Origin of the sequence: Erwinia persicina (assembly GCF_019844095.1) — a bacterium.
Taxonomy (GTDB): domain Bacteria; phylum Pseudomonadota; class Gammaproteobacteria; order Enterobacterales; family Enterobacteriaceae; genus Erwinia; species Erwinia persicina.
On record NZ_CP082141.1, the window covers coordinates 34,134 to 57,086 of the forward strand.

General features: G+C 52.0%; 21 protein-coding genes. 9 read left to right on the plus strand and 12 right to left on the minus strand.

The genetic code is table 11. The annotated features are described in order from the left end of the window. Positions 1-172: 172 nt before the first annotated feature. A complete protein-coding gene (fdhD, locus tag K6L24_RS00150) occupies positions 173-964 on the plus strand; it encodes a formate dehydrogenase accessory sulfurtransferase FdhD (RefSeq protein ID WP_245006743.1) in 792 nt (263 codons plus the stop codon). On the opposite strand, the gene K6L24_RS00155 is transcribed toward fdhD, so the two are convergent. After that, positions 961-1,737: a DeoR/GlpR family DNA-binding transcription regulator gene (locus K6L24_RS00155; protein ID WP_118665161.1), complete on the minus strand. Its 777-nt coding sequence runs from the start codon at positions 1,735-1,737 to the stop codon at positions 961-963. The two genes, fdhD and K6L24_RS00155, sit on opposite strands and share 4 nt — an antisense overlap. A 179-nt stretch (positions 1,738-1,916) precedes the next feature. On the opposite strand from K6L24_RS00155, the gene K6L24_RS00160 reads away from it, so the two are divergent. From K6L24_RS00160 to K6L24_RS00180, 5 genes are all read left to right on the plus strand, one after another. Beyond that, positions 1,917-3,257, plus strand: coding sequence for an aspartate aminotransferase family protein (locus tag K6L24_RS00160; protein ID WP_222681825.1), 1,341 nt, complete (start codon positions 1,917-1,919; stop codon positions 3,255-3,257). Between the two features lie 262 nt (positions 3,258-3,519). Continuing rightward, positions 3,520-4,137: a superoxide dismutase [Mn] gene (gene sodA / locus K6L24_RS00165; protein ID WP_062744050.1), complete on the plus strand. Its 618-nt coding sequence runs from the start codon at positions 3,520-3,522 to the stop codon at positions 4,135-4,137. A gap of 331 nt (positions 4,138-4,468) precedes the next feature. Beyond that, entirely contained in the window at positions 4,469-5,974 is a 1,506-nt protein-coding gene (locus K6L24_RS00170) for a sugar ABC transporter ATP-binding protein (protein ID WP_222681826.1), read from the plus strand. Beyond that, positions 5,971-6,975 (plus strand): ABC transporter permease, encoded by a 1,005-nt coding sequence (locus K6L24_RS00175; RefSeq protein WP_062744048.1) that lies wholly within the window; start codon positions 5,971-5,973, stop codon positions 6,973-6,975. The genes K6L24_RS00170 and K6L24_RS00175 overlap by 4 nt, the downstream gene beginning before the upstream one ends. A 21-nt stretch (positions 6,976-6,996) precedes the next feature. Beyond that, positions 6,997-8,064, plus strand: coding sequence for a sugar ABC transporter substrate-binding protein (locus K6L24_RS00180; RefSeq protein WP_118665165.1), 1,068 nt, complete (start codon positions 6,997-6,999; stop codon positions 8,062-8,064). Positions 8,065-8,130: 66 nt separating this feature from the next. Here K6L24_RS00180 and K6L24_RS00185 read toward each other — a convergent pair whose 3' ends face one another. After that, the gene (locus K6L24_RS00185) at positions 8,131-8,439 is read right to left on the minus strand and encodes a FidL-like protein (protein ID WP_162900999.1); all 309 of its coding nucleotides are present in this window, start codon (positions 8,437-8,439) and stop codon (positions 8,131-8,133) included. 170 nt (positions 8,440-8,609) lie between these two features. Next, entirely contained in the window at positions 8,610-9,407 is a 798-nt protein-coding gene (locus tag K6L24_RS00190) for a winged helix-turn-helix domain-containing protein (protein ID WP_222681827.1), read from the minus strand. A 374-nt stretch (positions 9,408-9,781) separates the two neighbouring features. Here K6L24_RS00190 and K6L24_RS00195 point away from each other — a divergent pair, with 374 nt between their 5' ends. Beyond that, positions 9,782-10,054 (plus strand): FaeA/PapI family transcriptional regulator, encoded by a 273-nt coding sequence (locus K6L24_RS00195; RefSeq protein ID WP_062744045.1) that lies wholly within the window; start codon positions 9,782-9,784, stop codon positions 10,052-10,054. 106 nt (positions 10,055-10,160) lie between these two features. On the opposite strand, the gene K6L24_RS00200 is transcribed toward K6L24_RS00195, so the two are convergent. The 7 genes from K6L24_RS00200 to K6L24_RS00230 all read right to left on the minus strand — a co-directional run bounded on the left by K6L24_RS00200 (position 10,161) and on the right by K6L24_RS00230 (position 18,501). Then, positions 10,161-12,572, minus strand: coding sequence for an FKBP-type peptidyl-prolyl cis-trans isomerase N-terminal domain-containing protein (locus K6L24_RS00200; protein WP_222681828.1), 2,412 nt, complete (start codon positions 12,570-12,572; stop codon positions 10,161-10,163). Then, positions 12,572-13,075 carry a hypothetical protein gene (locus tag K6L24_RS00205; RefSeq protein WP_222681829.1) on the minus strand — a complete coding sequence of 168 codons (504 nt, stop codon included), beginning with the start codon at positions 13,073-13,075 and terminating at the stop codon, positions 12,572-12,574. Before K6L24_RS00205 ends, K6L24_RS00200 begins: the two co-directional genes overlap by 1 nt. Before the next feature lie 63 nt (positions 13,076-13,138). Then, complete coding sequence (locus K6L24_RS00210) at positions 13,139-13,774, minus strand: response regulator transcription factor (protein WP_062744042.1); 636 nt, start codon at positions 13,772-13,774, stop codon at positions 13,139-13,141. Positions 13,775-14,265: 491 nt separating this feature from the next. Then, positions 14,266-14,628, minus strand: coding sequence for a YibL family ribosome-associated protein (locus K6L24_RS00215; RefSeq protein WP_062744041.1), 363 nt, complete (start codon positions 14,626-14,628; stop codon positions 14,266-14,268). 73 nt (positions 14,629-14,701) lie between these two features. Then, positions 14,702-15,283, minus strand: a complete 582-nt coding sequence (gene mtlR, locus K6L24_RS00220; RefSeq protein ID WP_373279667.1) for a mannitol operon repressor MtlR — start codon at positions 15,281-15,283, stop codon at positions 14,702-14,704. A gap of 44 nt (positions 15,284-15,327) precedes the next feature. Next, positions 15,328-16,476, minus strand: a complete 1,149-nt coding sequence (gene mtlD, locus K6L24_RS00225) for a mannitol-1-phosphate 5-dehydrogenase (RefSeq protein ID WP_062744040.1) — start codon at positions 16,474-16,476, stop codon at positions 15,328-15,330. 99 nt (positions 16,477-16,575) lie between these two features. Beyond that, positions 16,576-18,501 carry a PTS mannitol transporter subunit IICBA gene (locus K6L24_RS00230; protein ID WP_118665173.1) on the minus strand — a complete coding sequence of 642 codons (1,926 nt, stop codon included), beginning with the start codon at positions 18,499-18,501 and terminating at the stop codon, positions 16,576-16,578. 557 nt (positions 18,502-19,058) lie between these two features. Here K6L24_RS00230 and K6L24_RS00235 point away from each other — a divergent pair. After that, positions 19,059-19,322, plus strand: a complete 264-nt coding sequence (locus K6L24_RS00235) for a hypothetical protein (RefSeq protein WP_062744038.1) — start codon at positions 19,059-19,061, stop codon at positions 19,320-19,322. A gap of 57 nt (positions 19,323-19,379) precedes the next feature. Here the strand turns inward: K6L24_RS00235 and K6L24_RS00240 are convergent, their stop codons facing one another. Then, complete coding sequence (locus K6L24_RS00240; protein ID WP_137268957.1) at positions 19,380-20,093, minus strand: DUF3053 domain-containing protein; 714 nt, start codon at positions 20,091-20,093, stop codon at positions 19,380-19,382. Between the two features lie 332 nt (positions 20,094-20,425). Between K6L24_RS00240 and K6L24_RS00245 the strand changes: the two genes are divergently transcribed. Next, positions 20,426-20,719, plus strand: a complete 294-nt coding sequence (locus K6L24_RS00245; protein WP_222681830.1) for an HTH-type transcriptional regulator — start codon at positions 20,426-20,428, stop codon at positions 20,717-20,719. A gap of 162 nt (positions 20,720-20,881) precedes the next feature. Here the strand turns inward: K6L24_RS00245 and glyS are convergent, their stop codons facing one another. Continuing rightward, positions 20,882-22,951, minus strand: a complete 2,070-nt coding sequence (glyS, locus tag K6L24_RS00250) for a glycine--tRNA ligase subunit beta (RefSeq protein ID WP_062744035.1) — start codon at positions 22,949-22,951, stop codon at positions 20,882-20,884. Between the last annotated feature and the right edge of the window lie 2 nt (positions 22,952-22,953).

A 22,953-nucleotide genomic window follows, 5' to 3' on the forward strand; every position in this document is an offset into this window, starting at 1 on the left:
GTCATTCCTGGTTCGACATTGGTCATTTATTTTGCCCCGCTCAACTGAGAGGTTCACAATAAGCGCAGGTACTTTTTAGCGTTTACGATGTGAAATAATACCACAAGATTAATGTGGTTGATGAGGCGAGTGGGATTCATTGAGCGACGAACAGCACAAAACAGAAGACAGCCTGCCGCCGGTCGCCGGCTTACGTCAGATTGCGGTCTGGCAGCGCGATGCACTGGATGACCCCCGGGCAGACTGGCTGGCTGAAGAAGTGCCGGTGGCGCTGGTGTACAACGGTATCTCACATGTTGTGATGATGGCGACGCCGAAAGACCTGGAGGCCTTTGCCACAGGCTTCTCCCTGTCGGAAGGTATTATTGCCTCACCTGCGGATATCTTCGGTATTGACGTGGTGCCGGGGTGTCAGGGGATTGAGGTGCAGGTTGAACTGTCCAGCCGCCGCTTTATGGCTTTAAAAGAGCAACGCCGGGCGATGGCCGGACGAACTGGCTGCGGCGTTTGCGGCGTGGAGCAACTGGCTGAGATCGGTAAACCGGTTCAGCCGCTGCCGTTTACGCAGCGCTTCGATCTCCGCCAGCTCGACAGCGCGCTGCGCCAGCTTAAGGATTTTCAGCCGGTAGGCCAGCTGACCGGCTGTACTCATGCTGCCGCCTGGGTCACGCCAGCGGGAGGACTGAGTCTGGGCTGTGAAGATGTGGGCCGCCATGTGGCGCTGGATAAACTACTGGGGCTGCGTAGTCAGGCACCAAAAGCGCCAGGCGCGGTGCTGGTCTCCAGCCGGGCCAGCTATGAGATGGTGCAGAAGTCCGCGATGTGCGGCGTGGAGATCCTGTTTGCCGTGTCTGCCGCTACGCAGCTGGCGGTGGAGGTGGCCGAACGCTGCAACCTGACGCTGGTGGGCTTCAGCAAACCGGGGCGCGCCACGATCTATACGCACCCGCAGCGGCTGTTTTAAGCCAGCAGCACCTGCGGGATTGCCGTGGCCAGCGCAGCAAATGCTGCAAGGCTTTCCGCGCCGCTGTCGGTCACCAGCGTGCTGATCTGTTGCAGGCTGGCATAGCTGATGCGGCTGGTGTGGCCGAGCTTGGTGTGGTCGGCCAGTACGATTAGCCGTCCGGCCTGCTCGCGCATCGCGCGGGCGATCGCCGCCTCATGCGGCTGAAAACTGCTGGCACCCTGCCTGGCGTCCAGCGCCACCGGGGACAACAGCGCCACATCGGCACGATAGCGGTAGATCTCACCCACTGTCAGCTCGCCACGCGTCTCCTTTGCCCCGGCCAGCATGTTGCCGCCCAGCAGGATCACCTGATTGTTCAGCGATTCGTGTTCTTCCGCTGCGCACAGCATTAATGCAGCGTTGAGGCTGTTGGTGATAATCGTCAGGCCGGACATGGAGCGTAACTCTTCCGCCAGCATGGTGGTGGTGCTGCCCGCATCAAGAAACACTGTCTGACCGGACTGCAGCAGCTGCGCCGCCACGCGGGCGATGGCGCGTTTCTCTTTTGCCATCACGGCGCTGCGCACGGTCAGCGGCGGTTCCGGTGTGGCACCCGGCGCCATCAGGCCACCGTGTACACGGCGTGCCAGGCCCTGGGCTTCCAACTCAATAATGTCGCGGCGCGCGGTCTCCCGTGAGATCCCCAGTTCTTTTATGATCCGTTCGGTACTGACCTGGCCGAGCGTGCTGAGCAGCGCACGAATGCGGTGTAAGCGTGTTTCCTGCAACATGATTCCGATCCCCTGGCTCTCTCTGGGGCATAGCCTAACCGACAATGCGCCACTCTGCATGTGTATTTTATTGTGTTTGTGTATTTTGTTGCATTTGGTGAAAAAGTTGCCATGATAAGTAGCAGAAACCCCTGACTGCCTGCCACCGGGCAACCTTCAATTTTGCAACGGGAGTGATCATGGCTACACGTTCAACCATCATGGATACCAACAGTTTCCGCGCCGAACATGCCGACGGCCTGAGCGCTGACGTACGCAAGCTGACCGACAAGCGTAGCAGGGTGCTGGGTGAGTCATATCGTCTTTTCTACCGCAAGCCGGTGCATCTGGTGCGTGGTCAGGGCCAGTATCTGTGGGATGCCGCCGGTGATAAATACCTTGATGTGTATAATAACGTTGCCAGTATTGGCCACTGCCATCCGGCAGTGACGGATGCGGTGTACCGGCAGATGCAGCAGCTGAACACCCACACCCGCTACCTGCATGAAGCGATTCTTGACTACTCGGAACAGCTGTTAGCCACCGCTCCGGCAGAGATCGACCGTGCCATGTATATGTGCACCGGTTCAGAGGCCAATGACCTGGCGATCCGCGTGGCGCGTGCTTTCAGCGGCGGTAGCGGAATTATCGTCACCCAGGAGTCCTATCACGGCACCAGCGATCTGACCTCGGGCGTGTCTCCGGCGCTGGGCAGTGGACAGCCGCTGGCTGCGACCACCCGTCTGGTGCTGCCACCAGATCGTTACCGCGTTGATGCTCCCGATCTCGGTGCCTGGTTTGCCGCTGAAATTCAGAGGCAGATCGATGATATGGCCGCACATGGCATCAAATTTGCCGGTTTCCTTGCGGATTCCATCTTCTCCTCCGACGGTGTACTGCCCGGGCCAAAAGGTTTCCTTCGTCAGGCGATTGACGTGGTGCATAAGAATGGCGGCATCTTTATTGCCGATGAAGTGCAGCCGGGCTTTGCCCGGACGGGGGAGGCGTTCTGGGGCTTTGCCCGCCATGGCGTGGTACCGGATGTGATCACCACCGGCAAGCCAATGGGCAACGGCATCCCGGTTTCCGGCCTGCTGGCAAAAAGCGACGTGCTGGCGGCCTTCAGCGATGATATCCCTTACTTCAATACCTTTGGTGGTAATCCGGTGGCCATGGCCGCCGCGCAGGCGGTACTGAACGTGATTAACACTGAGGGGCTACAGGAACACAGCCGCGTGGTGGGAGCGAAACTGCTGGCGGAACTGTCGATGCTGAAAGAGAAATATGCGTGCGTGGGCGATGTGCGTGGGGCCGGTCTGTTTATCGGGTTCGAACTGGTGAAAGATAAATCCAGTAAAACCCCGGATAAGCAGCTGGCGCTGGATGTCACCGAGATGCTGCGTGAAAACCACGTACTGACCTCTGTGGCAGGTCCGTATGGCAACGTGCTGAAACTGCGCCCGCCGCTGGCATTTCAGGCGAGCGATATCGACTGGCTGGTGGGGGCACTGGACAAATCACTGGCGGCGCTGGGGCGTTAACATGCCGGGCCGGTCGGAAAAAAGGAGGTCCCTGCTGGTCGTTTCATTCCGCGATAACGGGAATAATCCCTTAGATCATTTCGTTGTAACCTGAGGGGGATTGGATATAACCACCCGTTCCCGCCGGGCTTGCTGTATAACCTTATCAACGTCGGGGCATTGATAACCCTTTTCCCGATCATTTATTTAACTATAATGATCCGACTGCTTACGCGGTGCTGAACAGCGAGCGCCGCCCATAATCTGAATGGAGACGATGAACATGAGTTATTCACTGCCATCCCTGCCTTATGCGTATGACGCACTGGAACCGCATTTTGACAAGCAGACCATGGAAATTCACCACACTAAGCACCATCAGGCTTATGTGAACAACGCCAACGCTGCGCTGGAAGGCACCGAGTTTGCCAACCTGCCGGTGGAAGAACTGATCGCGAAACTGGATCAGCTGCCTGCGGACAAAAAAGGCCCACTGCGTAACAACGCGGGCGGTCATGCTAACCACAGCTTCTTCTGGAAAGGCCTGAAAACCGGCACCTCTCTGGGCGGCGACCTGAAAGCAGCCATCGAGAAAGATTTCGGCAGCGTTGATGCGTTCAAAGCAGAATTTGAAAAAGCGGCCACCACCCGTTTCGGTTCTGGCTGGGCGTGGCTGGTTAAAAAAGGCGACAAGCTGGCGGTTGTCTCAACGGCAAACCAGGACAGCCCGCTGATGGGCGAAGCGATTTCTGGCGCATCCGGAACCCCGATCATCGGCCTGGATGTGTGGGAACACGCCTACTACCTGAAATACCAGAACAAACGCCCTGACTACATCAAGGCGTTCTGGGACGTGGTTAACTGGGATGTGGCTGCCGAGAACTTTAAAGCAGCGAAGTAATCCTGAGCGGGCGGGCAAACCTTAAAAGAGGTCTGCCCCGGAAAACCGCCCCTGTTCTGATAAACCGGCGACCTGTTCGCCGGTTTTTTTATGCCCGTGCGGCAGCAGACCTTTCTGACAGGCAGCATAACTGTCTTGTATCTGGCCAGAACCCCTCTCTTTTCCACTGGTTATCTTCCTGTGACCAGCGCTTCCCCCTGTAGTGTATGGACATCTGGATGGCTAATATTATTATGTGTTAGCTTATACCCTTTCGGTCGTTGCCTGCCGTGACAATCCATTAAAAAATGCAGCGCACCCCTTTATTTATTGAGCCTGAGAAAACACGCCCATGACCGCGATAAATCGCCTTGAAATGCGCCAGATCTCCATCGCTTTTGGCGGTTTTGCGGCGCTTAAGTCCGTCGATCTGACGCTGGACGGGCATTCCATTCATGCCCTGACTGGTGCTAACGGTGCCGGAAAATCCACGCTGATGGCGGTACTGTCGGGCGCTTACGATCATTACAGCGGCGAGATCCTGCTGGACGGTCAGCCAGTGAGTATCCGTTCCCCGCGCGATGCCAAACAGCTGGGTATTCACCTGGTACAACAGGAAGTCGATGTGGCGCTGGTCGCCGGCCTGACGGTGGCAGAAAACATCATGCTGGATCGGCTGGCGGAAGGGGGGCAGCTCTATCGCTGGGGCGAAATGCGCCGCCAGGCGCGTGCACTGCTGGCGCAGCTGGATGTGCAGATAGACGTCAGACGCAAGGTGGAGCAATGCACGCTGGCGGAAAAACAGCAGATTTTGCTGGCCCGTGCTCTGTCACATCACTGTCGTTTTCTGATCCTTGATGAGCCCACTGCGCCCCTGGATCAGCATGAAAGTGAAAAGCTGTTTGCCGTGGTTCGTCAGCTGCAGGATCAGGGTATTGGCGTGGTGTTTATCTCACATCGCATTAATGAGCTGAGCGCAATTTGCGACCGGCTGACCGTCCTGCGCGACGGCGCACTGATTGAAAGCGGCCCGATGCAGGGACTGAGCGGCGAACAGATCGTCGAGAAGATGCTCGGGCACCAGCTTGATGATATTTATCCCCCGCCGCGTCCACCGTTCAGTGAGGAGACGCTGCTGCATATTGCCGGGCTGCATGATGAACATCTGCTGAAAGATATCACCCTGACGCTGCGTAAGGGGGAGATCCTCGGGATTGCCGGACTGGCCGGTGCGGGAAAAACCGAACTGTGCAAAGCGCTGTTCGGTGCCAGTAAAAGCCGGGTTCAACAGGGCGAACTGCACGGTAAACCGTGGAAGCCGTCATCGCCTCATGCGGCAGTCGACAACCGTATGGCGCTGATCCCGGAGGAGCGCCGCAAAGAAGGCATCTTTATTGACGAGTCCGTGGTGATGAATCTCAGCGTGACGGCCGATAACAGCTTTTCGCGCTGGAGCCTGTTTGGTCATCGTCAGGCATGGCGCTGGGCAGAAGAGGTCATCGGCAGGCTAGGGATCCGCACCACCGGCCCCCGGCAGATGCTGCGCCGCCTGTCGGGAGGGAATCAGCAAAAGGTGGCGATTGGTAAATGGTTGCGTAATAACGCCGACGTACTGATTTTTGATGAGCCGACCAAAGGCGTGGATATCAAGGCCAAAACTGACCTGTTCGATCTGATCGACGGGCTGGCCCGCCAGGGAAAAGGGGTGATTTATGCCTCCGGCGAATTTTCTGAACTGGTTGGCCTGTGTGACCGTATCTGCGTGCTGTGGGACGGACGCATTGTGGCGGAAATGGCGGCCAGTGATGTTGATGAAGAGACACTTTTATTATATTCCACCGGAGGAATGCCTGCGTGAGCAGCAAAGAAATTTCCCAGAAGGCGGCACCGACCGCCAGAAACCAGCTGTTCGATTTTCTCTATAAATGGGGAATGTTGCTGACGGTCGTCGCGCTGATCGCCGGCTTTGGCCTGGCCTCGGACAGCTTCCTTGAGCCGACCAATATCATCAATATCTTACGCTCAATTGCCATTGTTACCGTTATCGCCATTGGCGTGTCGATCTCGCTGACGATCGGTGGTTTTGATCTGTCAGTGGGCTCTACGGCATCGCTGGCGAACTCGCTGGTGATCTCGCTGTTCGTCTGGTACGGCTTCGGTCCGACCCAGGCTATTGCCCTGACGCTGTTGCTCTGCACCCTGGTCGGGCTGTTTAACGCCTTTATGATCGTCGTCCTGAAAATCCCTGACATGCTGGCGACCCTTGCCAGCCTGTTTGTGGTGCAGGGCGTGGCGATGACCTACAGCTTTGGCGGCTCAATTACCGAAAATATGGTTCTGCCGAGCGGAGATATGGCGGAAGGCACGATCCCCGCAGTGTTCTCACTGCTCGGCCAGGTGCCGATTATTGTCATCGTGATGCTCGCGGTGACGGTGGTGGCACAGCTGCTGCTGTCGCTGACCAAGCATGGCCGCCGGATGTATGCCATTGGTGGTAACCCGGAAGCCGCGAGGCTGTCGGGCATCCGCACCACGCGCTATCGGGTGCTGGCTTACGTGATCTCTGCGCTGCTGGCAGGGCTGGGCGGTATTCTGCTGGCGTCGCGTATTGGTTCTTCACAGGTGAACGCCGGTGGCGGGTATCTGATGGATGCGGTGGCAGCGGCCTGGATTGGCCTGTCGCTGGCGGGAGCGGGAAAACCCAACGCGCTGGGCACACTGCTGGGTGCCGTGATCCTGGGGGTATTACAAAATGGCCTGGTGATGCTGTCCGTACCGTATTACGCGATGGACATTATTAAAGGCCTGGTGCTGGCGGTGGCGCTGGCAATTACTTACGTTCAGCGCCGCGAGGCGTAACATTTCAGACAGGGTATTATAATGAAAAAAATCACCACATCGCTGCTGGCTCTGAGCCTGCTGACGGCAGTACCTGCTTTTGCTGCGGGCACCGCTGTACCGGCGGCTATCGCCAACCATGAAGGTCCGGTACGCATTGCGGTGATCCGCAATCTCGGGTCTGACGATAACACCACACAGTTTGTGGCCGGTGCTATTCAGGAAGGGCGCAAGCTGGGCTTTAAAGTCAGTACCTTCCTCAGCAACGGTGACGACGCGCGTTTCCAGGATTTTGTTAATCAGGCCATCAGCCAGAAATATGACGGCATCATCCTGTCGCACGGCAAAGATCCCTACGCTACCGATCTGGTGAAACGTATTACCGACGCCGGTATTAAAGTCTCGGTGTTCGATACGCCGGTGAATAAACCGATTGAGGGGGTGACCGTGACCGCGCAGGACGATGCGTCGCTGGCGCAGCTCTCGCTCGACCAACTGGTGAAAGATACCCACGGTAAAGCGAATATCGTCAAGCTCTGGGTAGCGGGCTTCCCGGCCATGGAACGCCGCCAGGTGGTGTACGAGAAAGTCCTGAAAGCCAATCCGGGCATCCATCAGCTGGAATCCATCGGTGCAGTTTCCTCTGACGTGCAGGGTGACACGGCGAATAAGATCGGCGCTATTCTGGCAAAATACCCAAAAGGCAAGATTGATGCCATCTGGGGTTCATGGGATGCCTTTGCTCAGGGCGCGTATAAAGCCCTGCAGGAAAATGGCCGTACCGAGATTAAGCTGTACAGCATCGACGTGTCCAACCAGGATCTGCAGCTGATGCATGAGAAGAACAGCCCGTGGAAGCAGACTGTGGCTGTCGACAGCAAGCTGATTGGGGCAACCAATATGCGCCTGGTGGCAAACAAGATTGGGGGTGAAAGCACCCCGGCAACCTATCAGTTTACCGCCTCTGCTATTTCGCAGGAGCAGCTGGCCACCCAGAGTGGGGCCGTTAACGTGGCGAATCTGAATAAAATCATTCCGGGCTGGGGCACATCCAGTGACTTCGTGGCGCCGTGGTTTGCCACTCTGGAAGCCAAATACGCGAAAAAGTAATGATCGCCGCACCAGTCTGAAGTGAACGGCCTGTCCGCATAAGCGACCAGGCCGTTTGTTTTTGGCTCATTGTGCAATACAGACATACAGCGGTGATGTGTTATCAGAAATCAGCAGCGCATTGTTGCTGAACCGGGAAATTTTGAGTATTAAAGCGTTACTCCTTATGAAGGCATCATAGAAAATATCGTCAGGGGCCGTATCGATACCCCTGGCAATGTTGTTTACGTACTCTAACTCCAGAACATGATTTTCCGGATGATAGCGTGTGTTCATCATCAGTGTTCTGTCTAATATGAAGCGTCCCTTATCTGTTGATAACTGTCCGGAGAAGCCGATGGCAAGCCGCTGACTGCCAAGCGTCGTCAGACTCACGCTTCCCTCCATTGTCACTCTGGAATCGGGTATTTGAAGATCGAAATGCACGTTTCCTTTACAGAACAGGGTCAGCTGATTTTTATCTAAAGAGGTTTCACTCCCAAATATATTGGTAAAGTAAATGAATATAAAAAGAAGTATTGCCCCGCAGGTTAACATTATTTTTTTCATGGTTTTTTTAGCGTAGCTGAAAGATAATTTTCACAGTTTTCTATCTTATTGTCAGTGCGTGGGTAACACTGAGAGATAAAAGCGACTTTTTGTTCGTAATCCTTTTCGGGAAAAAAGTTGGTGAATCGAAAGTTAATAGTGCTTTTTTTATTCAGACAGTTTATCCCCTGCTCTTTAATGAGCCTTTTTAATGTTTTTAATTTTTCATCTGTAAAGTTGCGTGGGTTTTGAGATAAATCGACTAGCTGGCACAAATTGATAAAGTGACCAGATTTTATTTTTGTGTTAAATAAGTAAGTGACTACCATTACGGAAGCTAAAATAAAAGCAATGCTCAACAATGCAGGCAGTAATATTTTTTTAATGTACGGGGCTATGGCATTTTTGAGGGGGGTGAATGCGAAATTCATGCCCTTTTTTTTATTGATGCCAGTAATAGTACTCTTGTCTTCTGAGGGTGTTACTCGGGCCAGCGTGATGTCAGCTTCCAGTCTGAATCCTTTTTTAGGGACAGTATAAATAATATTTTCATTAAGGCCAAGCTGAGAAAAGGTTTTTCTCAGAAAACTAATATGGTTACTTAAATTACTTCCTGATGGCCTAAGGCCATGTGCTTCCCACACGCTTTTAAGTAATTCTTCGCGTGAGAGCGTTTTACCACAATGAGTAATCAACTCAGACAAAAGTCTTGAGCTTGGCCTGGACAGTTGCACAATAGAATTATGATTATCAATAAGGTTCAGTGATCCATTCAGCGCATCGAAATGAATGATCTGATTAATGAAATAGTCCATTTTTATTTTTCAGTAAGAATCCATTATCTATTATGTAAGTATCTTAATCGACAGCGGCTACGTCAACGTTTACACGATGAGCTTAAACTGCGAAGGTCATGGGATGAATATTTTTATTTTTTATTATTAATTTCAAGATAAGATTAATTGTTGCAGAAAAAACGCTTAATACTGGCACGAAGCCTCCCCTGGTTTAGATTTATATTCTTTAATTTTATTAATTCATAGCATTTAGTTTTGCAATTATTTAATAATTGATATTAAGTTTTGTTTTGAAATTCTCCGTACTATCATGTCGTCACTGTGATTTTGCAGCACTTATTTTTTTAGATATTTTATACGGCAGGAGCCGGTCATACCCTAAGGAGAAAAATATGAGTGGATCCACGAAGATGAGCATTCAACGCAGAGCCGTTGTAGAGAAAGTAATCACAGCATTGAATGACTTTTTTGAAGAAAATAATGCGAAAAACGCTTCTTCATCAGTACTTGCCAGTACCAGAGATGTTGCTAACCGTTCAGAGTTAAGCATTTATAATGCCCGGCATATTTTAATAAGGCTTGAGAAGGAGGGGGTGATCACCTCGATCAAAAAAGAAAAGAGTAAAAGCCTATTCTGGAATAAAACAGATAACTTCAAGCTGTAATGGTATTTTCTATGGTTTATCGTTTATCCACCGAACGGTGGATAAACCATTGTTGTTATTGTCATCAAAATGGATATGAGGAATACTTACTTTCATCATACTATCGTTAATGCGGATTAACCGTATCTTTATCAGAATAGGATTCTGAAATTCTTAGGGTGTACACCATGGTGGCATTCGGCGGTATTTTTGGCGGCATACCTTTATCCTTATAGGCCAGTTCAGGCGGTACCACAATGGTGATGGAACCGTGATTTCTTAGCTTGCTTAATGCTTCTTTAAAGACAGGAGGATAGTCGGCTAAAGGCTGAGTCAGCACCGTTCCTTTAGCATCCATATCGGTGATCACATCGCCATTCGTCAGGCTCTCTTTTACAACCACGTCCAGTGTGCCATTTTTGGGTAATGGCGAATCACCAATATAATCAATATGGTACCAGAATCCGGTAGGTGACTTCTGTGTGCCTTTCATCTTTGTAAAACGCTGCAAATACTCTTTCGTTGTTTTATCCAGGCGAGTAGTCCTTTTTTCATGATCTTTTTCAACACGCTGGCTGACTTCTTTTAACGTCTTCCGTAATATATCGGTTGACAGCTTCGCCTGGCCCTGGAAAGCATCGACTATTCCTGCAAGGACGATAGTCTGATCGTTCGACGTGCCCCAGTTCAGATTTTCTGCCTGCATCTGCAAAATTTCATCCCCGAGCGACATACCGATAGCATAAGCCTCGCGGGACTCTTTTTTATTCAGTTTTTCCGGGGTGAGGGCGGGCAGCGAATTTCCGGGTTTCACCTCTTTCTGTTGTTTTTCGCTCGCGGCGAGTTTCGCTAATGCATCGTCAAGTTTCGCCTGTAGCGCAGCGAGTTTTTCATCATTGATACGGCGGGTGTCGACTTGTTGATTATTGTCGTTAGCAGCCGGTGTATCAGTTTTTGAGGCACCATAGAGTTGAGTCTGGTCCAGCTTCGACTGAAGTGATTTCACCATAAGCTGGCTTTCAGCTAATTGTTCAGGTGTTGGTCGGGCGGTAAGTTGCGATTCAAGTTTCGCCTTATCGGTTTCAAGTCTCGATTTTGACTGCTGCGCTTCCAGTAACTTTGCTTTTAGCTCCTGAATCTGCGGCGTTTCTTCAGCTAACACCTGCTGTGAACGGGTCTGTTTTTCCGTCATCGCCTGCAGTTCGGTCTTAATATTATTCCTTTCAGTGGTAAGGTTTTCGAAATCCTTCCCTTGGGCAGACAGATGATCTTCCAGCTTCGTAATCTGTTGCTGATATTGGGTAACCTGCTGTTGAAGTTCAGCTTCACGTCTACCGGCATCATTTTCTTTACTCTTGCTGGCAGTTTTAAGCTGCTCACGCAGTGACGTTACTTCAAGCTGTGCATTATTCAGTTTTTCATTGAGCGCCTGAAGCTGCGTTTTACCCTCGGCAAAGGTCTGCTGCTCACGGGCATTTTTCTCGGTCAGCGTCTGCAGTTCGGTCTGAATAGCGGTTTTTTCCGCCGTAATTGTATCGACATCTTTGCTTCTGGCAGAGAGACGCCCTTCTAACTCCTCGGCTTTGCGGCGATAATCCTCAACCTGCTGCTGAAGTGCGGCCTCATTAACGCTGGCGTCGCTATGCTTATCATCGCCGGCTTTGCTGAGCTGGTTATGTAGCGCCGTTATCTGGCCCTGAGCGTCGTTCAGTTTCTGATTCAATGCTTCCAGGGTTTTTTTATCGTCAGCAAATTTCTGCTGCTCGCGGGTATTTTTCTCAGTCAGCCTTTGTACCTCTGCCTGAATAGTCTCCTTTTCGGCGGTGACTTTTGCGACATCCTGGCCTCGTGCAGAGAGGTCATCCTTTAACGTCGCAATCTGTTGCTGGTATTGCTCAATCTGCTGTTGGAGTTCGGCTTCACGAGCTCCTGCATCATTATCCTTGCTCAGGCTGACGGTCTTGAGTTGGTTACGCAGCGCCGTTATCTCGAGCTGTGCGTCACTCTGCTGTTTTTTAAGCTGAGTTAATTTCTCCACCAGGGCTTTATCCCCAGGTGTCAGGCTGAAGAGTTTGCGTAAATCGCCCACCATATCCAGCATCGCCTGCTTATCCGCCGGATTGAAATGCGGAGCATCGTCAGCCTCGACTGGCTGCTTTAAGGTGGTCACCGACTGTTGTAAGGCCGCAATTTGCTTCTCGAGCTGGCTGATATCTTTATTTTTTTGGGCGATTTTCAGTTCTTGCCCGGCAATAATATTCTGCAATGTCGTCAGTCGGTTACGATCGGCGTAGGCGACCGGCGGATTAACCACGGGCGGGCGGCTGGGTTTAACCGACACCTCCTGCCTGGCAGGGTGAGGAGAAGAATGTTTTGAGGAAGTCGCAGGTTTAATGTGCTCCGCATAAGTTGTAGCAAACTGCAGAACGGCGGGTTCTTCCGCCTCTGCGGCACAGGCGCGATTATTCGTTGCGATGAGACAAGCCACCAATAAGGTGGCGGCTGACAAAGCAAAGGGCAGAGGGTTTTTTTCCATCATTAACGTGCTTCACCTTTACTGACCAGGCTATCCATCAAGGTTTGTGCAATGCGTGAACAGAGTTGATTCGCACGATAGTGATAGAGCGAATCAACCGTGTCCTGAGTATTCGGATCGATATTTTTACGCAGGCCGTTGTACTGCGCTGCACTTTTCATCAGATAATCAAATGTGCCATGAAATTTTTTATATTCAGGCTGGCTTACGGACTGTAGTGCTTCAAGCTGTGCCTGACATATTTTCAGCTTTTCACTTTCTTCAATGTATTTAACACTGTGTGTATTGGCATTGGCATTGGCATTGGCAATTTCACTGGTATTTGCACTTTCACTTGTACTGAGATCTTGCGGCTGAGGTGTGACGCGAACAGAATGCGGTGTTTGCTGACAGCCACAAACGAGAAAAATTAAGGGCAAGGTTATCCCATTGATTAGTCGTCTTAATGAAGCTTTGGAGATTGTTATCATAGGTAACTCTAAAATAGGTATTTTATAAGTGATCATTTACATGAGCTGATGAAATCATGTAGATATCGTATGACAGAACACAATCATGTCTTTCCAACATTAATGGAGCGGTTCGACTTTCCGTAGAGACTCACACCAACCTTCCTGAATCAGCCAGTAATTCAGTTCCGCAGGGCGAACCATATTGAGCTTCGTCATAATGTTTCGCTTATGTGCGCTAACCGTTTTTTCACTAATATTAAGGAAACGTGCCACGCCACCATTGCTGATACCACGGGCCAGATAACGAAGGATCTCGGTTTCCCGCCTTGTCAGGTTATGGTGAAAGCGGTTCGAGCAGGGTTGAACAAGAATGTTCCGTAAGTTTTGCAGCTGTTCCATCTGACTGGTGATGAGGGATAACGTGCTCTCAACAGGCTGATCGCGGTAGATAGTGGCATAATGATTAATGTCTGACGTTTTCGTCTTGATATGGCTGTCAACATCTTCACGATCTTTGATGACAAAGATGCAAATGGGGCGCATTGACATACGGCGATTCAGATAATGAATATTGGCAACTGACAGAGATTCCTCTGCCAGGAAAATCATTTTTGACCGACCGTTAAAGATACAATCTGTAAATTCGGTATGGATACCGCGGCCGGAAAAATCTTCAGAAATACACTTCGCTAACCCGTCAACATAAAAACGATTAGCGTCATTAATGACGATAGTGATGTTATTCTTTCTCATAATTCATTACCTGAAGTTATCCTTAACCAGGGCGCCATTATCGCGTCCTTTGGGCCTGTCTCCGTACTTCTGAACAGCGTGTCTATGATACATTATATTGAAAAAGTAACATTAACGGTATCTATGTTCTAGTGATTATCTTATTGCGATATTTATATCTGTTTTTTATCATTATCGCGAGTTGATAAATCGCAATTGAGAATTAACGTCTTTTTTTCGATACTTAATATCGGTTTAATTTATCTGGCGATAATAATATTTGAAAGTGTCAGCTGGTGTAATTTTTTTTAACCGGATTAATTTTCTGGAAGAGGTGTGAAAAGTGAGGGTAGGGGTAATTTGTTGTTTTTGCAGAGTAAGGAAGAGTCTAAGAAAAAGTTATTAATTGCTTTTCTTTTTGCACACAAACAGGGGAAGGGAATTCAGGATAAGATGATTTTGTAATAAAAAACAGGATGCTTGCATCCTGTTTTTTATCGAAAAATCTGCGTTTAGAACGCTGTTTTAGCGAAGCCGGTCATCTCTTTCAGGCCCATCTCACGGCCCAGAGCCGTCGTTGGATGCACCACCACAATACCGCGCACGCTTTTTTTCAGTGCTCCCATGTTCGCCTGCTCTTTCTTGGTGATCGGGCGACTGAAAGGCAGTTTCTGCAGTGCCTGTGCTTCTTTACTCAGTTTCTCGGCACGCACGCCACGCAGACGTTCGATTTCTGCTTCTAACTTGTCTTTTTCTTTCAGCAGTTCACCCAGCTTTTCACTTTCACCGGATGCCAGCAACACCGGCTCTTTGTGATTAAGGGCATCCAGCTTGTCACTAAGATCTTTGATTTCTGACTGTACTTGTTCTTTCATCACGATTGACCATTAAATTGATTCATTACTGCAAAGGATACACGAAAGCGAAGCAAAGAGGGAAAAGGGCAGGTTACTTTTTGAAAGCCTGCTTCAGACTGATACGTGAGATCAGCGCGGTCAGCGACAGCACCATTGTGGAACGCACCACCTGTTGATAACGCTGCTGTTGCATGGCACGCAGCTCTGCATCTTCACTGGCGAGATCAGGACGCGGGGGCAGGCCACTGACGCAGTGCAATTCATCAAAGGGGCCGAGAATTTCGTCATCAGTAAACCGATACTCGTTGCCGTCATGGTTCAGCTCTTCCCGCAGGGCCATCAGCAGTTCGCAGTCTTCATATTCACTGCGGTTTATCATTCCTAAACCGTAAATAAGCTTTAGCCGCACTGACAGCTCGCCCAGAGGACCATCGCCAAGCAAGAGCGGCTCCACGGCGTATTTAACAGCGTAATCATCCTTACGAAACACCTGCACCACCAGTATATTGACTGCCTCTGCCAGCAGTTCAACGGCAGCGATAAGAAAGCTTCTTACCGATCGTCCGGCATTCAGGCGTTCGAGCACCCGATTTTCAAAAGCCTGTGGTTGTTCCATGAGTGCCTGCATATCATTCATATGGCGTAAAAACGCCTGCGCGGGCACAGCGGCGATGCTGTGCCCTGGTTGTTCGTCCCTGAGGAGCGCTTGCGCCGACATTATGCCATAGCGTTCCAGGCCTTCACTACTGCCTTAACCACATCGCTGTCGCTATCCAGGCCGGAGATCTGTGCGAGGGTTGTCGCCACATCCTGTTTTTCCAGCAGAGCAGTCAGTTCCTGCGCCTGCGGATCCTGATCGCTGCGGTAGTGCAACGCGGCGGCAATCCCGGTGACCAGGTGGTTGTGTGGCAGTTGGTATTCCAGCGTACCCAGAAGAGGCTTGATCAGACGATCGCCCGCACTGAGTTTACGCAAGGGCTGACGACCCACTCGTTCAACGTCATCCTTCAGATAAGGATTTTCAAAGCGGCCCAGGATTTTCTGGATGTAGCTGGCATGTTTCACCGCATCAAAATCATATCGTTTGATCAGTACCGCTCCGCTCTCTTCCATCGCCCCCTGCACGATGGTGCGGATTTTCTCATCCAGAATGGCATCGCGTATGGTCTGGTGCCCCGCCAGCTGGCCGAGGTAAGCGGTAATGGCATGGCCGGTATTCAGGGTAAAGAGTTTGCGCTCAACGAAAGCCATCAGGTTGTCCGTCAGTTCCATTCCTGGAATGGAAGGCAGGTCGCCTTTGAACTGCGTTTTGTCGACAATCCATTCGCTGAAGGTTTCCACCGTCACCGCCAGTGGATCGCTGTTGCCCGCTGCAGAGGGAGGCACGATGCGATCCACGGCGGAATCAACGAAGCCAACATGTTCTTCCACCCAGGCATGATACTGCTCTGGTAGTGCTTTCAGCACGTGCCCTTTTAGCTGCGTTGTACCGCGTACCATATTCTCGCAGGCAATAATATTCAGCGGGCGGGGGTTCGCGCTATCACAGCGTTTGGTCAGCCCGCTGGCAATGCTGGTAGCAATCCGCTCCAGGATCTGTGGGCCAACCGCCGTGGTTACAATATCCACCTCTGCGACCAGAGTCATGATCTCATCACTGGTGCTGTTCACGGCATTGACGCCTTTGACGATCTCGACCTTTTCCTGCTCACCGACGACCTGCACCGGATACTCCCCCCGGGCATTGAGTGCATCCAGTACCCCCTGGTTGACGTCAGCAAACGTCAGCTGAATACCGGCATCAGCCAGCAGTTTGCCGATAAAGCCACGGCCGATATTACCGGCGCCAAAATGTAATGCTTTCATAATTATTCCCGTATCAATGAGGTCAGGGTCAGACATGTCCCGACCAAAAAAAGGCCGGGCATGCCCAGCCCTTCACAGAGGTGCGTTCGTTAAACCGGCTTACGTGCGGGGTTTACCAGACAGAAGCTCAAGGACTTCCTGCACATCGGTGGTGGTCGCCAGACGGGCGATCACGCTGTCATCGTCCAGTGCATTCGTCAGGCTGGTAATCACCTGAATATGCTCGTTGTTACGTGCAGCAATACCAATCACCAGGCGAGCGATGTCGTCCGGCTCTTCGCCGAAGTGTACGCCGGCCGGATACTGACAGAACACCACACCGGTTTTCAGCACGCGGTCTTTCGCTTCCACCGTGCCGTGGGGAACGGCAATGGATTCTCCAAGGTACGTCGGCGTCAGCTTTTCACGTTCCAGCATGGCTTCAACGTATTCCGGCTCCACGTAGCCCCCTTTCACCAGTTGCTCACCGGCAAAACGGATAGCCTGTTCTTTACTGTCAGCATGATTGCCAAGGAAAATATTGGCGGCACTCAGTTTGAACAGATGATCCTGACCGTCATCAAAGCTGTCACTCAGCGCGCTGCTGACTTTTTCCCGGTGACCGGCGCTGCGTCCGGCTTCCACCAGGCGAGCCGTCAGATCGTTATACAGTCCGCTGTCGAGGAAGTTGGTCAGTGAGATGTGCTGGGCATGAGGCGCCTGGCGCATCGCACGTTCAGTCAGGTCACGGTGGGTAATGACCAGGTCAACGTCGCCTGGCAGACTGTTAATGGCCGTATTCGTCACGGAAATCAGCGTCAGACCGGCATCGTTAACTTTTTTACGCAGTACGCCGGCACCCATGGCACTGGAACCCATTCCGGCATCGCAGGCGACAATAATTTTGCGCACGTGGCTCAGGTCGCCGTGCAGGCCATCAGCCGCAGGCGTCCCAGACTGACCTTTAGACTGTGCTTTCATTTCCTGCACACGGCGGGAAGCGGCTTCGATATCGTCATCTTCTTTCACTTTGCTGGTTTTCAGCAGAATGGCAGAAACGACGAAGGAGACGGCAAAGGCAGCAAAGATGGCGGCTATGTTCGCGAAGTAAGCGCCTTTTGGCGTCATGGCCAGTACCGCAAGGATAGAACCTGGAGAGGCCGGAGACACCAGGCCACCGTTCAGCAGCGTCAGGGTAAAGACACCGGTCATCCCACCGAGGATCACCGCCAGAATCAGGCGCGGGTTCATCAGCACGTACGGGAAGTAGATTTCGTGGATACCGCCGAGGAAATGGATAATCGCAGCGCCACCGGCAGACTGCTTCGCATTACCACGACCGAAGAACATATAGGCCATCAGCACGCCCATACCCGGACCCGGGTTCGCTTCGATCAGGAAGAAGATGGATTTACCGGCTTCACTGGCCTGCTGGATACCCAGCGGTGAGAAAATACCGTGGTTAATGGCATTATTGAGGAACAGGATTTTCGCCGGTTCGACGAAGATAGAGGTCAGTGGTAGCAGATTGTTCTGCACCATCAGGTTCACACCCGCCGCAAGAATATGGGACAGGCCTTCAACCAGGGGACCAATCGCAAGGAAGGCGAGGATAGCCAACAACATGCCGATGATACCGGCAGAGAAGTTGTTCACCAGCATTTCAAAGCCGCTTTTGATTTTACCCTCTACCATGCGGTCGAAGGTTTTAATCGCCCAGCCGCCCAGCGGGCCCGCAATCATTGAGCCGAGGAACATTGGCATATCAGCACCAACAATCACGCCCATGGTGGTGATGGCTCCCACCACGCCGCCGCGATCGCCGCCGACCAGACGGCCACCGGTATAACCGATCAGTAACGGCAGCAGGTAAGTGATCATTGGGCCAACCAGCTTCGCCATCGTTTCGTTTGGCAGCCATCCGGTTGGAATAAACAGCGCGGTGATAATACCCCAGGCGATAAACGCGCCAATGTTTGGCATTACCATATTACTCAGAAAACGACCAAAGTTTTGAACTTTGATCTTGATATCTGATGAGGACATATAAAACACCCCTTATGAGTACGCGCCGACAAATAAGAGAGCGCGTTGATTTTTGTTTTAGACCTGACTGTGTGAAGCCACCCGTATCACTGTATGCAGGCGGACTCTATCACGCGAATTTGACGCTGCGTAGGTGTCGGAATATGTGTGATCAATATCACGTTTTGTGGGCGATTAAAGGGGGGTAATGAGTGATGTAGATCACAAATATGCAGGCATCATCAAAATAACGCTGAAAAAATAGCCGGATAAGCTCATGTTTTGTGATTGAAATCACCTTTTCATTTTGTTGATTTGTTCTGTTTTTGTGATGTAAATCACAAGTTATTTTCAGCATAAAAACGTCAGATCACACTTTCCTCAATGGTCTTTCACTTTCCTTATCCTGCAACTCACTCAACGTCGGTAGCGAAGGGAAACACTGTAAAGCGAACGAATAAGCATTTGCCTTAAGTTATGGCTTTAATACGATTATATTAACAGCAGCATTCTATTAGTCTTAGCTCGCCGATAATATCGATCGGTAACGGATTTCATTTTAAATACAAGGGAGAATCATGACTATTCGTGAACTGAATATGGAAGAAGTGACATCTGTCAGCGGTGCAAATTTAAACCGTGTTGATTTTATTCAATATATGAAAGGTGTTGAGCAAATGGCCAATCTGTATGCTGCCGTGAACCCGGCATATGCAGGTAAAGACTGGCATTATATTGCTGCCGTTGAGCCTGGCCTGATGGGGGGCACGAGCCAGCTGATTGATATGTTTGGCTACGCTGGCAAAGAAAGCCTGGCTAACTGGGCACGTGATTACGCCTGAGTTAAGATTGTGCAAGAAGGGCCACGTTGTGGCCCTTTTTTTATTTCTGTGCGCTTATCAGCGATTGGCATTCAGTACGCTTTGCGCCTGGGTCAGTGCCCTGGCATTAGCGCTGAGATTACTCATCAGTGCGTTATATTGCGTGGCTTGCGCCTGGCTCGGGAACTGGATCGCCGAGCCGCTAAAGCTCACGTTCGCCCCCTGCTGCTGCAGGAAGTCGCCGGTCTGAACGGCATCCTGGCTCAGCGCCTGGAGCGCAGGAAGAAGAGGGGCCAGCGTTGTGGCTGGCTGAGTGACAACCGTGGTGTAGACGTTGTCATAGACCGTTTTCAAATCAGACGGCTGCTTCAGTGCGGCCTTGCTGCTGTCGGCCTGCGTTTTTGCTGCCTGTATTTGCTGAGTCAGCACGCCCAGCGAGCCACTTGCCTGACGCAGTGCATCACGGCGCGTCAGATAATCCTGTGGCGTGCGGATGGCGGACAGTTCTTCCACGACGGGCTTGAGCCCGGAATCCACGGCGCGGTTTACCTGCTGTGAAAAACCAAAAAGAATGGCGTAGTCGCTAACGTAGGGGCCGAATTTCTGCTTCTGGTCTTCACTCAGGCTTGGCAGATGTTCACCGCTACGCATGACGGTGTTTTGCAGAAAATCGATAAACGCTTTGCGCTGATCGGCTTCATTATCGCCACAGCCGGTAAGCTGTAACACCATGAACAGCGCCATAAAAGGCACCAGCAAACGGGTCCAGATGCGTGATGATCCTGTCATCATAAGAAATTAACTCCTGTTAACAAAGACTTATTGGTTTTATTCAAACAACAAATGTTGCGTAAAGAATAGTCGAAATCAGTTTTGATGGATAGCGATGTCTGTGTAACTTATTTTTTCGTTGTATTTAACCGGCCAGGTTTTCCGCAAGTTGAAAAAATAAACAAAAAATATGATCCAGATCTCTCAAAATGATCTAATACTTATGATCCTGGCTTTCCCCTGTGCTGCCCCAAAAAGCGTCCCAGTGGCTGTTGTATGCCAGCATTGAGAATCTGGGTATAAGGTTCTTTCCCTCTGGTTGTTCACGTTTAGTGAGTTTTTGAGGAGTGCTTATGGAGACTAAAGATCCGATGTCTGAACTGCTTTCCAGTCTGGAGCAGATTGTTCTGACCCATAATGTTATGCATACCCTGCCAGCCATGAAAAGTGAAGTGGCACCGCCTGAGCCAAAAAGAGTTCGGGAAATTACCGGTATGCAGATTGCTGAGTTTGCCCAGGCACTGGGTGTCAGTGTTTCTTCGGTGAAAAGCTGGGAAGCGAAACGCACCAAGCCGTCTGGTAGCGCGCAGAAGTTAATGCAGTTGATTCACTCGAATCCGTGCCTCAGCAGACAGCTGCTGGGATGACAGAAAAAACCCGCCAACGGCGGGTTTTGTATTTTCGGGGAGCGGTGAATCATTTCCCGGCTTTCCTGCCAGTGGCAAAGCTTCAGCCTGCGTTCTTCCCGCAAACGATCGCAATGTGAATGACGGACGCCGGTGTTGCAGTGCGCCCGTCACGACATCACCTCACTGCAGCAGAGAGATATCCGCCACCTGCAGGAACAGCTCGCGCAGTTTCGCCAGCAGAGTCAGGCGGTTAATACGGATTTCTTTCTCTTCGGCATTGACCATCACATGCTCGAAGAAGTTATCCACCGCTTCACGCAGCTGTGCCAGCTCAATCAGCGCATCCTGGTAACGGCCTTCCGCGAAGAACGGCTGCAGTTTGCTGCTCAGTGCTGACACATAGGTCGCCAGCTTGATCTCTTCATTCTCTTTCAGCAGGGACGCCTGCACGCTGTCGTTCAGCGGCTCGGTGGCTTTAGCGAGAATATTCGAGACACGCTTGTTAGCGGCCGCCAGGCTGGCTGCCTGCTCCAGCGTACGGAAGTGCGATACTGCCTTCATCCGCGCATCGAAGTCTGCCGGGCGCGTTGGGCGGCGGGCCAGCACGGCCTGAATGGTGTCGACGCTGTGGCCCTCTTCCTGGTACCAGGTGCGGAAACGGCCGAGCATAAAGTCGATCACTTCATCCACTGCTTTGGCGTTAGACAGCTTGCTGCCATACAGGCGCACGGCTTCTTCCGTCAGGGTTTGCAGATCCAGCGACAGGTTTTTCTCAACGATGATGCGCAGCACGCCCAGTGCAGCACGGCGCAGAGCAAACGGGTCTTTATCGCCTTTCGGATGCTGACCAATACCGAAGATCCCTGCCAGGGTATCCATCTTGTCAGCAATCGCCAGCGCGCAGGCCACCGGGTTGGACGGCAGCTGATCGCCGGCAAAGCGCGGCTGATACTGCTCGTTCAGCGCCACGGCCACGTCTTCCGCTTCGCCGTCGTGACGCGCATAGTGCATGCCCATCACGCCCTGGGTGTCGGTGAACTCAAACACCATGTTGGTCATCAGGTCGCATTTGGACAGCAGGCCCGCGCGGGTAGCATGATTCACATCTGCCCCAATCTGCGCGGCAATCCAGCCAGCCAGCGCCTGAATACGGTCGGTCTTGTCACGCAGGGTGCCCAGTTCTTTCTGGAACAACACGGTTTCCAGACGCGGCAGGTTATCTTCCAGACGGCGCTTACGGTCACTGTTGAAGAAGAACTCGGCGTCGGCGAGGCGTGGGCGGACCACTTTCTCGTTGCCGGAGATAATCTGCTGCGGATCTTTTGACTCGATATTGGTGACGAAGATAAAGTTCGGCAGCAGGTTGCCCGCTTTGTCGTACACCGGGAAGTATTTCTGGTCGCCCTTCATGGTGTACACCAGCGCTTCGGCCGGCACCGCGAGGAACTTCTCTTCAAACTTCGCCGTCAGCACCACCGGCCACTCCACCAGGGAGGTCACTTCTTCCAGCAGGCTCTCGCTCAGGTCAGCCATGCCGCCAATCTTCGCGGCAGCTTCTTCGGCACCCGCTTTGATCAGCGCTTTACGCACTTCGAAGTCCGGCTGGACTTTGCCGCGCTCAACCATAATCTGCGGATACTGGTCGGCGCTGTCGATAGTGAACTCAGGTTCACCCATAAAGCGGTGGCCGCGGAGGGTACGCGCTGAATCAATACCGAGGATTTTCGCCGGGATCAGCTCATCACCCAGCAGCAGTGTCACGGTGTGAACCGGACGCACGAACTGCACGTCGGACGCGCCCCAGCGCATCAGTTTCGGGATCGGCAGCTTCGCCAGCGAAGTGGCAATCATCGCCGGCAGCAGGGCCTGGGCGCTTTCGCCGGTCACCTGAGCGCGATACAGCAGCCACTCGCCTTTGTCGGTGCTCAGGCGCTCGGCCTGGTCCACGGTGATACCACAGCCGCGGGCCCAGCCTTCAGCGGCTTTGCTCGGCACGCCATTGGCATCAAACGCGGCCTGGATTGCCGGGCCACGTTTTTCCACTTCGCGATCGGGCTGCGCTGCGGCCAGGTTCGCCACTTTCAGCGCCAGACGGCGCGGGGCCGCAAACCAGCTCACTTCGCCGTGGGCCAGGCCTGCAGCATCCAGTTCAGCGGTAAAATTGGCCGCAAAGGATTCCGCCAGGTTACGCAGGGCTTTTGGTGGCAGCTCTTCGGTGCCGATCTCCACCAGGAAGGTTTTTTCAGTCATGG